The following is an 11,847-nucleotide window of genomic DNA, read 5'->3' on the forward strand; positions in this document are numbered from 1 at the left end:
CGAGGTGAGCATCGTGAACGACACACCGTCCGCCGGTTCCGAGGTCGTCGATCAGGTTTCCGCCCTGGTCGAAGACGTCTTCGGCAGGCTGAAGCCGGTTCTGGCCGGCGCCGAGGGGCTCCTGGCCGCATCAGCCGATGTCACCGCCGAAGACCTGACCCGGCTCCGGCCGCAGGTCTTCGACGTCCTCGGCGGCCTGGTCGTCGGCGCCGGCTTCATCAGCGCGCCGAACGCGCTAGCCGATCAGGAATTCGGCTTCGAGTGGTGGACCGAGACCGGCGACGCCGAACCGGCGCAACTGGTCATCAGCCTCGATCCGGACAGCGACAATTTCCTCGACTACACCCGGCAGTCGTGGTTCACCGTCCCGCGCGACACCGGCCGCCGCCACATCAACGGCCCGTACGTCGACTACCTCTGCACAGACGAGTACACCCTGACGTTCACCGTCCCGGTACTCCGTGACGGTGCGTTCGCAGGCGTCGTCGGCGCGGACATCTACGTGCGCGAAGTCGAGCGCCTGCTGCAGTTGAAGCTTCGCGCCCTCGGCGGGCGCGCGGCACTGGTCAACGCCCAGGGCCGCGTGATCGTCTCGAACAACGCGCGGCAGGCCACCGGATCGCTCGTTCGCGAGGTCGACGTCCCGGCGTGGTGGTCCTCCGGAGCGGCACCGCTCACGACGGAGGGCGGCACCCAGCTGCGGCGCTGCGGGGACTCGCCGATCGCCCTGGTCAGGTCCGAGCGCTGACCTGCAGCGCGAGCCAGAATTCGGCGCGCACGCCGGGGGAATCGAGATCACGGCCGGTCAGTTCGGCGACCTTGCGCATGCGGTTGCGCAGGGTGTGCCGATGGACGCCGAGCCGCGCGGACGCCAGATCCCAATGACCGTGGTGCTCCAGCCAGCAGGTCAGCGAGGCGACCAGTTCGCCCCGGCCGGTTTCGTCGTGCTGCCGCAACGGCGCCAGCAGACTGTCCGAAAACGCTTGCGCCGCTTGGGAATCGACCATCTCCAGGAAGCCGCGTCCGGCGTGTTCGGCGAACCGGACCAGCGGCGCTCGCTCGGCCTTCGCCGCTTCCGCCGCCTGTTTCGCCTGCCGGAGCCCGATCGGGAAATCCACTGTGGACACCGGATCGGACAGCCCGGCGCGCAGCCCGCCGATCCGGGAAGCCTGCCGGGCGACGGTGTCCACGTCGCCGAACGCGACCACGAACTGCCCGGACTCGCCGAAGAACACCTGCTCCCCGGACACTTCGGCGTCGAGCGCGTCGGCGAGCGACCGCCGCCCGCCCGCCGGGCCGGTGACGGCCAGAACGGACCACGGTGCCTCCGGAACCCCGCCCCAGAGCGACTTCATCGTCCGTGTGGCGAGTTCCGCCTGCCCCGCCGCGAGCAGATCGCACAGCCCCGATCGCAGCCGCCGCAACGCGACGACGTGTTCCCGTTTCTGTTCCAGCGCAAGGGAAAGCAACGACACCGCGGTGTTGACGATGTGCTGCCCCGCGGCGTCGAGCGGCTCGCGGGTCCCGACCACGAGCACGCCGCGCGCACGGGTGTCGAGGGTCTGCAGGACGACCTCGTACTCCCCCGCCACGGTCACCAGCGTGCCCGCGCGCAGCCGCGCGAGGTCGTCCCGGACCTCGTCGGCGAAAGGCCGCGCGGACGACGGCGCGGCTTCGGTGACCGCGCCCGCGGAGTCGAGCAGGAGCACCCAGCCGTCGACCAGCTTCGCCAGTTTGCGCACCACTCCGCCGGGTCCGCCCTTGCCGACGGCGGTCCTGGTCAGTTCCTGCTGCCCCTTGCCGGTGCGCACGAGCGAGGCGTACTCGTCGGCGGCGACCGCCCGGGAGACCGCGCGCGTGATCGCGATGAACGGCGTCTTCCTCGGCACTTCGAGCACCGGGAGCCCGACCTCTTCGGCGGTGTCCACAAGGGACCGGGGGATGCTCTCGTGGCTGAGGCCGACACCGAAACCGAGTCCGGCCACCCCCGCGTCGACCAGCCGCCGGATGTACCCCGGTGACGTGGTCTCGTCGAGGGCGAGACCGGTGGTCAGCAGCAGTTCGCCGCCTTCGAGGAAGGCCTGCGGGTCGGTCAGTTCGGTGGGGTGGACCCAGCCGATCGGCCGGTCGAGCCCGGCCTCCGCCGCCCGCACGCGCAGGCCGAGCGGGCGTTCGGCCACGAGGGCGGCGAGCGTCAGTGCCATGTTGTCCAACTCTACGCCTCGATATCGACAAGATGTCGAGCTGACGCCGACCGGCCCGGCTCTCATCCTGGAGGGCGCCCCCCGTCCCTCGCGTCCGCAGGAGTTTGGCCGTGACCGTCACCACCGAGACCCAGCGCAGGCTGCGCACCGAGATCCCCGGCCCTGCCTCGCGCGCCCTGCAGGAGCGACGCGCGGCCGTCGTCGCGGCGGGCGTGAGCTCGGTGCTGCCCGTCTACGTCACCTCGGCCGAAGGCGGCCTGCTCACCGACGCCGACGGCAACGTCCTGATCGACTTCGGTTCCGGCATCGCGGTGACCAACGTCGGCCACGCCGCGCCCGCCGTCGTGGACCGCGTCCGCGAGCAGGTCGGCCGGTTCACTCACACGTGTTTCATGGTCACGCCGTACGAGGGTTACGTCGAGGTGTGCGAAGCGCTCGACAAGCTGACGCCGGGCACCCACGAGAAGCGTTCGGTGCTGTTCAACTCGGGCGCCGAGGCAGTCGAGAACGCGGTGAAGATCGCCCGCGCCGCGACCGGCCGCCAGGCCGTCGTCGTGTTCGACCACGCCTACCACGGCCGCACCAACCTGACGATGGCGCTGACCGCGAAGTCCATCCCCTACAAGCACGGTTTCGGGCCGTTCGCGCCCGAGGTCTACCGGGTGCCGGGGTCGTACCCGTACCGCGACGGCCTGTCCGGCCCCGAAGCGGCGCGGATCGCCATCGACCGCATCGAGAAGCAGATCGGCGGCGACCAGGTCGCGGCCGTCGTGCTGGAGCCGGTGCAGGGCGAGGGCGGGTTCATCGAGCCCGCCCCCGGCTTCCTGCCCGCGCTTTCGGCCTGGTGCACCGAGAACGGCGTCGTGTTCGTCGCCGACGAGGTGCAGACCGGGTTCTGTCGCACCGGCGAGTGGTTCGCGTCCACGCACGAAGACGTCGTGCCGGACCTGATCGCCACCGCGAAGGGCATCGCGGGCGGCCTGCCCCTGGCGGCCGTCACCGGCCGCGCGGAACTGCTCGACGCCGTCGGCCCGGGCGGGCTCGGCGGCACCTACGGCGGCAACCCGATCGCGTGCGCCGCGGCGCTCGGGTCGATCGAGACCATGCGCCAGGAGAACCTCGCCGCGTCGGCGAAGCGCATCGAGAACGCGGTGCTGCCGCGGCTGCGCGCGCTGGCCGAGGAGACCGGCGTGATCGGCGACGTCCGCGGCCGCGGCGCGATGCTGGCCGCCGAGTTCGTGAAGCCGGGCACCACCGAACCCGACGCCGACCTGACCAAACGCGTCGCGCAGGCCTGCCACCAGGCCGGCGTCGTCGTCCTCACCTGCGGCACCTACGGCAACGTCGTCCGGCTGCTGCCGCCGCTGTCCCTGTCCACCGAACTGCTCGACGAGGGCCTGACGGTCCTGGAGCACGCTGTCCGTACGGAGGCCGTCAAGTGAGCACCTTCCCCTTCTGGGTAGCCGGAAAGCCGGTCACCAGCGGCGAAACCGCCGTCGTCCGGCACTCCTTCGACGGGAGCGAGGCCGGCTCGCACCACGTTCCGTCCACTTCGGACATCGAGACCGCGGTCCAGGCCGCGCACGACGTCTCCGACGAGTTCGCGACGCTGCCCGCGCACGTCCGGGCGGGCGCGTTGGACCACGTGTCCCGAGTCCTGGGTGAGCGGTCCGAAGAGATCGCGCAGCTGATCACCGCCGAGTCCGGCAAGCCGCTGAAGTGGTCGCGCGGCGAGATCGGGCGCGCCGCGTCGACGTTCCGGTGGGCCGCCGAAGAGGCCCGCCGGTTCTCCGGCGACCTGCAGCGGCTCGACACCGACCCGGGCGGCACCGGACGGCTCGCCCTGGTGCGCCGCGTGCCGAAGGGCCCGGTGCTGGGCATCACGCCGTTCAACTTCCCGCTGAACCTGGTGGCGCACAAGGTGGCGCCCGCGATCGCGGTCGGCGCGCCGATCGTGCTCAAGCCCGCGCCCGCGACGCCGCTGACCGCGCTGCTGCTCGGCGAGATCCTCGCCGAGACCGATCTTCCGGCCGGGAGCTGGTCGATCCTCCCGGTGAGCAACGAGGAATCGGCCAAGCTGGTCGCGGATCCGCGGCTGCCGGTCGTGTCGTTCACCGGTTCCGTGCCGGTGGGCTGGGGCATCCGCGACAGCGTGCCGCGCAAGCACGTCGCGCTGGAACTCGGCGGCAACGCCGCAGTGCTCGTCTGTCCCGATTGGACGGATCTGGACTTCGCGGCGCAGCGGATCGCGACGTTCGCGATGTACCAGGCCGGGCAGTCGTGCATTTCGGTGCAGCGCGTGTACGCGCACGCCCACGTCTACGAGGAGCTGCAGGCGAAGGTGCTGGAGCAGGTGCGCGCGCTCGGGACCGGCAACCCGCGCACTGACGGCGTCGACGTCGGCCCGCTGATCAACACCGCCGCCGCTTCCCGGGTGGAGTCGTGGATCACGGCCGCGGTCGACGCGGGCGGCGAACTGCTGACCGGCGGCAAGCGCGACGGCGCGACCGTCGAGCCGACCGTGCTCGCGAACGTGCCGGAGGACGCGTCGGTGATGGCCGACGAGGTCTTCGGGCCGGTCGTGTCGATCACGCGGGTGGATTCGGTGGAAGACGGGGTGCGCCGGATCAACGACTCGCGCTTCGGACTCCAGGCGGGCGTGTTCACGCGCGACCTGCCGACGGCGTTCGACGTGTCCGCGAAGCTGCGCGTCGGTGGCGTGCTCGTCGGCGACGTGCCGAGCTTCCGTGCCGACCAGATGCCTTACGGCGGCGTGAAGGACTCCGGCGTCGGCCGCGAAGGCCCGGCTTCGGCGATGGCGGACTTCACCGAGGAGCGCGTCACCGTCCTGACCGGCCTGACCCTCTGATCCCCCTCCGCATTTCGTCCTCTGGATGCGCTGGTTCGCGGCGCGAACTACCGCATTCAGAGGACTAAACGCGTGAGGTGGGCGTGGGCCTCGACCAGCGAAGGGCCGTACCAGGTCAGGTGACGCCCGGAGACCAGGACGTACTTCGCGCCGGGGAACGCTTCGGGGCCGTCGTCCGCGGTGAACTCGTAGGGCTCGTCGGGCAGTACGAGCAGGTTCGCGTCTTCGGCCGCGAAGCGCGCCCGGAGTTCTTCGAGCTTCGGGCGCGGGTAACGCTCTTCGTCGTCCGCGTAGGCGTTGCCGATCCCGACGCGATGCAGGACGTCGCCGCCGAAGGTGTCCCGGCCCAGCACGATCCACGGCTTCCGCCACACCGGCACGACCGCGCGGAACCGTTCCGGCAGGGTTTCCCGCCACACCTCTTCGGCCTCGACCAGCCAGTCCGGCTCGGCGAGGTCGTAAGCCTGCGTCAGGATCCGCCGGATCGAGGCGAGCGCGCCCGGCACGGTCGCCGACGCCTCCATCACCCAGACCGGAATTCCGTTGGCGCGCAGGCGTTCGACGTCCTCAGGCCGGTTCTCTTCGGAGTTCGCCAGCACCAGATCCGGTGCGAGTTCGAGGACTTCGTCCACGTTCGGGTACTTCGAACCGCCGACCCTCGGCACGTCCAGATCGACCGGATGGGTGCAGTAGTCCGTGGCGCCCGCGAGCCTTCCCGGCGCGCTGACCTCGACGGCCTCGGTCAGCGAAGGCACGAGCGAGACCACCCGCGCCGCCGGAGCGCGCAGCGGGACCACTTCACCGAGGTCGTCGATCATGCCCGCTCGAACGACAGTTTCCGCTTGTCGACGTCCACCGCGGTGAGCCGGACGCGGATCCGCTCGCCTTCGGGCAGTTTCTCGCCGGTGCATTTGGACATCACCGGCGGATCCTCGACCAGGATCTCGGCCTTGGTCTCCTCCGCGCGCAGCACGATCGCGCCGAACTCGCCGCCGATGTGCTCGGCCATCACCCAGACCTCGACCTGGTCGATGCTGGCCCGTTCGACCTTGGCCGCCAGCGTGTCGGACGCGGTCATCTGTTCCGGCACCTCCGAAAGCGCCGCACGGACCCACGCGGGCACTTCGCGGCCGGCGCTCACGGCGAGGCAGATCTCGGTGGCGAACCGGTCGACCAGCCGCCGGATCGGCGCGGTGACGTGGGCGTACGCGCCGCCGATCCCGGCGTGCGTGGTCAAGGCGGGCAGTTCACCGTCGAACGCGGTGTACCCGGCGCCACGCAAAAGCCTTGTGGTGTCGGCGAAAAGTGCCATGGACGCGGGCTGACCGGGATCGAGCGCGGCCAGGAACTCCGACACGCTCTTGCCCTCGGGCCAGTCGATGTTCAGCGCCTGCGCGGACCGGCCCAGCCATTCGACCGCGTCGGCGTCGGGCGGCGGCAGCGTGCGCAGGACACCGATCTTGGCGTCGATCATGATCTTGGCCGCGGCCATGCCGGTGAGCAGCGAGATCTCGGCGTTCCAGGCGTCGACGTCGTTGCGCGGCCGCTGGATCAGTGCCCAGCCGCCGTCGGGATCGCCACTGATCTCCTGTTCCGGCAACTGGAGTTCGACCGCGCCGCGCCGGATCGCGAGGTCACGGCGCAGGCGGCCCAGCTCGGGCAGCGCGGCGACCGACGGATGCGGGTGGCCCGCGTCGATCGAGGCCTGGACGGTCTCGTAGTCGAACTGCTCGGTGGACCGGACCAGTGCCCGGCGGACGTCGGTCGCCGTCGGTTCACCACTCGCGTCGACGTCGATGGTCCACAGCACCGCGGGCCGGGTCTCCCCCGGCAACAGGCTGGCCGCGCCCTCGGACAGCACCGGCGGATGCAGCGGGACGTTCCCGTCGGGCAGGTACAGCGTCTGCCCGCGGCGCCGCGCCTCCTTGTCGAGCGCGCCACCCGGCGGGATGAACGCGGCCAGATCGGCGATCGCGTAGTGGACCCGGAACCCGCCGCCCTCGACGCGTTCGATCAGCACCGCCTGGTCGAGATCCTTGGCGCCGGGCGGATCGATGGTGACGAAGGGCAGACCGGTGGCGTCTTCGCGGCCGCCCGCCGACTCGAGCGGGTCGACGACCGCCGCCTCCGCCTCGGCGAGCACCTCGGGCCCGAACGACTCCGGCAGCGAAAACTCGGCTCGCAGGCGACCGAAGTCCCCTCCGGCCGTGTGTGTCCTGATCACGAGTGGAGGCACCACCCAACCCTATCCCGATTCGGCCAGGTTGATCGCCCGTTCGGGTGCGAGCCGGTCGGGTGTACGTTATCGGCCGAAATGAAAACCGATACCCTTTTCAAAACGACAGGAAGGGCCGTGGCGTGAAGATCGCGTTCGTCGGGAAGGGCGGCAGCGGAAAGACCACACTGGCGTCGCTGTTCACCGCGTACCTGGCCGGTGGCGGGAAACCGGTGCTGGCGATCGACGCGGACATCAACCAGCATCTCGCCGTCGCGCTCGGCGCCAGCGAGGAAGAGGCCATCGCGTGGCCGACGCTGGGCGACAACATGGGCCTGATCAAGGAATACCTGCGCGGCGACAACCCGCGGATCGCCGACACGGCCTCGATGATCAAGACGACCCCGCCGGGCCGCGGGTCGCGCCTGGTCCGGCCGTTCGAGGACAACCCGATCTTCCAGGCGTGCTTCCGCGATTTCGGCGGCGTGCGGCTCGGCGTCACCGGGCAGTTCGACGAGGACGACCTCGGCGTCGCCTGCTACCACTCGAAGGTCGGCGCGGCGGAGCTGCTGCTGAACCACATGATCGACGACGCGGGCGAGTACGTCGTCATGGACATGACCGCCGGCGCCGACGCGTTCGCGTCCGGCCTTTTCACGCGGTTCGACGTGACGTTCCTGGTGTGCGAACCGACCGTGCGCAGCGTCGGCGTGTACCGGCAGTACGCCGACTACGCGCGCGACTTCGGCGTGCGACTGGTCGTCGTGGGCAACAAGGTGACCGAGGACGAGGACATCGACTTCCTGCGCGAGGAGGTCGGCGAAGCGCTGCTGGGCTGGATGGAGAACTCGCGACACGTCCGCGCCGCCGAACGCGGCCGCGCGCGCCCGATCGGCGAACTCGAGGCGCACAACCTCGCGACACTGTGCTCGATGCTCGCGACCGTCGACTCCGAGCAGCGCGACTGGGCTCGTTATCAGCGTCAGGGCGTCGAGTTCCACCTCCGCAACGCGCGGGCGTGGGGCAGCGGGCGGGCCGGGGAAGACCTCACGGCTCAGGTGGACCCGGAGTTCGTGCTCGGCCCGGCACTGGCCCGACAGGACGCCTGACCTGCGGTTTCTCGTCCGAGAAGAGCAAGGGACCTTTGCTAGCGTTCGTTAGCGCACTAACTAACGGGAGCAAAGGTCCCTTGCTCTCGCTTCTCTTAATGTTGAGAGAGGTGTAAGTCCGTGAAGGCCCCCTTCACGCGGCTCAGCCGAGGAAACTCGCCCTTCGCGGCCGCCCAAGTAGCTAGGCGCAAGCAAGGGGGCCTTCATGTACTCGCCCCGAGGCGCGACCGCGCCAAAGCCCAACCGCGCCCAAAGCCCAACAGCCCCAGAGCACAGGCGACAGCAAAGGTCCCTTGCTCTCTTTTCGCGGGTCAGCGCGGCCCGGACGCCCTCAGTCGCCGTTCCACTTGGCGTCTTCGGCGTCGGCCTGGCGCGTGCGTTCCTTGGCGATGTCCAGGGCACGCCTGGCCGTCGCCTCGTCCGGGTACGGGCCCAGGAGGTCGATGCTCCGGCCGCGTTCCAGGTGCTCGACCTGGTTCGTCTTGGTGTTGAAGTACCAGCCCTGATCCGGGTTCGGGTCGCTCGACATAGGTCAAGCGTGACATCACCCGGACGTCCTGTCATCACTTGCGATAGCGGTACGGGATCTCCGTGGGATCACCGGTCGGCCCGAATTCGTCGCCTTCGGACGAGTCCACCTTCGAACTTTCCGGCACGCTTTCGGCGAGTTCGTCGAACCAGCCCCGGCCCATCGGAACACCGCGCGGCGGGGTGGGAAGGTCCGGTACGACGGGGATGCCCTGCGGATGCGAAGCGGACGAGGTCGGCTGCGGCAAGGGCCCCGAAGGCGGCCCGGTCACCGGACGAGTGGCCGGAGGCATCGCGGACGACGGCGGCGTCGTGGCGGGCGGTGTCGTGGCGGGCGGGGGTGTGACAGGCGGCGGGCTCGCGGGCGGCGGTTCCGGCTGTGGCTCGGCCTGAGGCGGCGCGACGGACTGCGCTTCCGGCGTCGCCGGAGGCGCGCTCACCGGAGGCGGAGGCGGCGCCTGGTTCGCCGTAGCGGGCCGCGACTGGCTGGGCTGAGGCAACGGCGGCTGAGCCTGAGGCGCGGACGGTGCGGCGGGCGGCGGCGCCTGAGACGCGGGCGCCGTGTGATTACCCGGCAGCGGAGGCGCGGGCGGTCCGGTGGGCGGGGTGACCGTACGCCACACCGGCGCGGGTCCGATGTTCATCGGCGCCGGGGCCCGCGGCGGCTGTGGCGGCGGTGCCTGTTGTTGCCCGGGCGCGGGCGGCGCGGCCTGCGAAGGAGGCGGGGGCGCCTGGCGCTGCGCGGGCTTCGGGATCGGGTCGAGGCAGGAGACGAGCACCGTGGTGTTGGCCGGGTCGTCGATCTTCCGGCCGCTGCGCTCGCGGTAGATCATCTCGCCTTCGGTGTCCATCTCGACCAGGTAGCCGGCCTCCGCCAGCTGCTCCTCGTCGAGGTCGACGAGCTTTTCGTACCGCGACGGGACGACCCGGTAGACGGGCCAGGCGAGCCGGGCGTTCTCGTGGTGGAACTGGGCCAGCAGGGCGGCCATCTGCTGCTGCCAGGGCAGCGACATCCCCTCGGCCAGTGAACGCGGCAACACGACGTAGCCGGGGTCGACCCCGGGCCAGCCCTGGTTCAGCTGGTCCGCCAGCGGCGTGCTCGACGCCGGCCGGGCGGCCTGCCTCGCGGGCTGCGCGGTACCGAAAAGATCGCGGGGATCGACCTCCGGGCCGCCTCCCGCCGCGGGCTTGCCTCGCCTTCCGAATTTCCGTGCCACGTTCTTCATCCTCTGCCAGTGTGCGGCCGCGTGCCGGTGGACAGGCCGCCACTTCGGGTGAATCCGATGGTCCCGCTGTCGCGATACCACGCTGTCACCATGCTAAACGCCAGGACGGACCGCCTGCGCGACCACTTCTGCCTCGTCGAAGGAGAAGTCGCGGATGTGCACCGGCACGCCGGTCTGCTGGGCCTCGACGATCTTGCCCTCGCCCAGGTACATCATCACGTGGTGGATGGTGGCCGGGTTCGACGGGACGGTGGCGAGGAACAGCAGGTCTCCCGGCTGTGCCTGGCGGACGGGCAGCATCGCGCCCGCCTTGTACTGGTCCCGCGAGACCCGCGGCAGGATGATCCCGGCCGACTCGTACGCCCGCAGCATCAGCCCCGAGCAGTCGTAGCTGTTCGGTCCGGTGGCACCCCAGATGTAGGGCTTGCCCTGCTCGCCGAGGGCGAATTTGATGGCCTGCGCGGCGGCCTGGCTCGGCGGCACGACACTGCCCACGCTCGACCCGCAGCCGACGACGTCGACGATCTGGCCCTCGTTCTGCACGAGGAGGGCCGCCATCGGCTCCCAGTCGTGGTACCGGTCGGGGAAGCCGGACCGCTCGACCCGCTGGGCGGCGTCGCCGGGACGCATGTTCTCCCAGTCCGGGACCGCGAGCAGCACGTCGAAGAACTTGTTGACCTGGTACGGCGGGTCGGTGACCTGCGCGACGGTGCCCCAGCCCATCGACGGCCGCATCTGGAAGATGCCGAGCGAGTCGCGGTCACCGAAGGTCAGGTTCCGCAGCTTCGACTCGGTCATCCCGGCCTGGATCGCCACCTGCCACGCGCGCGGGGACAGCGTCCGCTGCTTGCCGATCGAGATGATCAGCGCGACGATGCCCTTCTGTTCTTCGTCGAGTTTGTTGATGTCCGAAGAACCGCGATCGGTCTGACCGGGCAGGGTCGGCCCGATCGACGCGTCGCAGGAGGTCTTGACGACGCCGCCCGCCTGCGCCTCCATGTGATCGGTCACCACCTTGGTGACCGTGCTCGTGGTGACCACCGCGGCGAAGACCGCGGCGATCAGCACGCCGACGATGATCCCGATCTTCATCGGGTCAGCCCGCTTGCGTGAACTTGGTGACCCGCCAGCCGGGGTTCGTCTTCGTGAGGGTGACCCGGACCTTGGGCCGGTCCGTCTGGACGTCCACCTCCATCGAACCGGCGAGCGAGGTCACGACCTGCGGCTCCCCGATCACCTTGGTGGCGGGGATCCTTGCGAGATCCACCGTCGTCAGTTCCGTGGCCAGGTACTCCTCGGTGGTGTACGGCCGCAATCCGTTCAGCCACTGCTCGGTCGTCATACCGTCGGGATGGTTCGCCCATGCCGTCACCCACTCCTTGGCGACCCTGACACCGTCCTGGTCAGGTGGCGCGGAAGACGGCGGCGGTACGGAGGTCAGCCTCGGCGGCAGCGTCGACGTCACGGTGACCGGCGCCGCGACGCCGGGACGCGAGGTGGCTGTCGCCGAAGCACCCGGCCCGTTCGCCGTCTGCCCCGGTTTTCCGATGGCCTTGGGCAGCAGGATGCCCAGCGCGGTGAGCACCACCGCGAGGACGACCAGCGTGCCGACGAGGTGGCGGGGCGAGCGCAGCGGCCAGCCCCAGAGTCTGCGGTAGACCGCGGTGCGCCCGCGGTTGGTCCGGATCGGCATGGG

Annotated in this window: 11 protein-coding genes; 4 read left to right on the top strand and 7 right to left on the bottom strand. The window is 70.5% G+C overall.

Features of this window, described 5'->3' with window-relative positions; genetic code table 11:
* The first annotated feature begins 13 nt into the window (after positions 1-13).
* Positions 14-748: a cache domain-containing protein gene (locus IE302_RS39575; protein ID WP_191259594.1), complete on the top strand. Its 735-nt coding sequence runs from the start codon at positions 14-16 to the stop codon at positions 746-748.
* Here the strand turns inward: IE302_RS39575 and IE302_RS39580 are convergent.
* Positions 732-2,204 (bottom strand): PucR family transcriptional regulator, encoded by a 1,473-nt coding sequence (locus tag IE302_RS39580; protein ID WP_191259595.1) that lies wholly within the window; start codon positions 2,202-2,204, stop codon positions 732-734. The genes IE302_RS39575 and IE302_RS39580 overlap by 17 nt on opposite strands.
* Positions 2,205-2,314: 110 nt before the next feature.
* Between IE302_RS39580 and gabT the strand changes: the two genes are divergently transcribed.
* Positions 2,315-3,646, top strand: coding sequence for a 4-aminobutyrate--2-oxoglutarate transaminase (gene gabT, locus IE302_RS39585; protein ID WP_191259596.1), 1,332 nt, complete (start codon positions 2,315-2,317; stop codon positions 3,644-3,646).
* Complete coding sequence (locus tag IE302_RS39590; protein ID WP_191259597.1) at positions 3,643-5,073, top strand: aldehyde dehydrogenase family protein; 1,431 nt, start codon at positions 3,643-3,645, stop codon at positions 5,071-5,073. Before gabT ends, IE302_RS39590 begins: the two co-directional genes overlap by 4 nt.
* Positions 5,074-5,129: 56 nt before the next feature.
* On the opposite strand, the gene IE302_RS39595 is transcribed toward IE302_RS39590, so the two are convergent.
* Positions 5,130-5,891 carry a helical backbone metal receptor gene (locus tag IE302_RS39595; protein WP_191259598.1) on the bottom strand — a complete coding sequence of 254 codons (762 nt, stop codon included), beginning with the start codon at positions 5,889-5,891 and terminating at the stop codon, positions 5,130-5,132.
* Positions 5,888-7,297, bottom strand: a complete 1,410-nt coding sequence (locus IE302_RS39600; RefSeq protein ID WP_191259674.1) for an RNB domain-containing ribonuclease — start codon at positions 7,295-7,297, stop codon at positions 5,888-5,890. Before IE302_RS39600 ends, IE302_RS39595 begins: the two co-directional genes overlap by 4 nt.
* A gap of 134 nt (positions 7,298-7,431) precedes the next feature.
* On the opposite strand from IE302_RS39600, the gene IE302_RS39605 reads away from it, so the two are divergent.
* Positions 7,432-8,397: an ATP-binding protein gene (locus IE302_RS39605; RefSeq protein WP_191259599.1), complete on the top strand. Its 966-nt coding sequence runs from the start codon at positions 7,432-7,434 to the stop codon at positions 8,395-8,397.
* 331 nt (positions 8,398-8,728) lie between these two features.
* On the opposite strand, the gene IE302_RS39610 is transcribed toward IE302_RS39605, so the two are convergent.
* The 4 genes from IE302_RS39610 to IE302_RS39625 form a co-directional block, all read right to left on the bottom strand.
* A complete protein-coding gene (locus IE302_RS39610; RefSeq protein WP_005168701.1) occupies positions 8,729-8,926 on the bottom strand; it encodes a hypothetical protein in 198 nt (65 codons plus the stop codon).
* 34 nt (positions 8,927-8,960) lie between these two features.
* Positions 8,961-10,142 carry a hypothetical protein gene (locus IE302_RS39615; RefSeq protein ID WP_191259600.1) on the bottom strand — a complete coding sequence of 394 codons (1,182 nt, stop codon included), beginning with the start codon at positions 10,140-10,142 and terminating at the stop codon, positions 8,961-8,963.
* Positions 10,143-10,244: 102 nt separating this feature from the next.
* Complete coding sequence (locus tag IE302_RS39620) at positions 10,245-11,243, bottom strand: C40 family peptidase (protein WP_191259601.1); 999 nt, start codon at positions 11,241-11,243, stop codon at positions 10,245-10,247.
* A gap of 4 nt (positions 11,244-11,247) precedes the next feature.
* The gene (locus IE302_RS39625; protein ID WP_191259602.1) at positions 11,248-11,844 is read right to left on the bottom strand and encodes a hypothetical protein; all 597 of its coding nucleotides are present in this window, start codon (positions 11,842-11,844) and stop codon (positions 11,248-11,250) included.
* Positions 11,845-11,847: the final 3 nt, after the last annotated feature.

Source organism: Amycolatopsis oliviviridis (assembly GCF_014654365.1).
GTDB classification, from domain to species: domain Bacteria; phylum Actinomycetota; class Actinomycetes; order Mycobacteriales; family Pseudonocardiaceae; genus Amycolatopsis; species Amycolatopsis oliviviridis.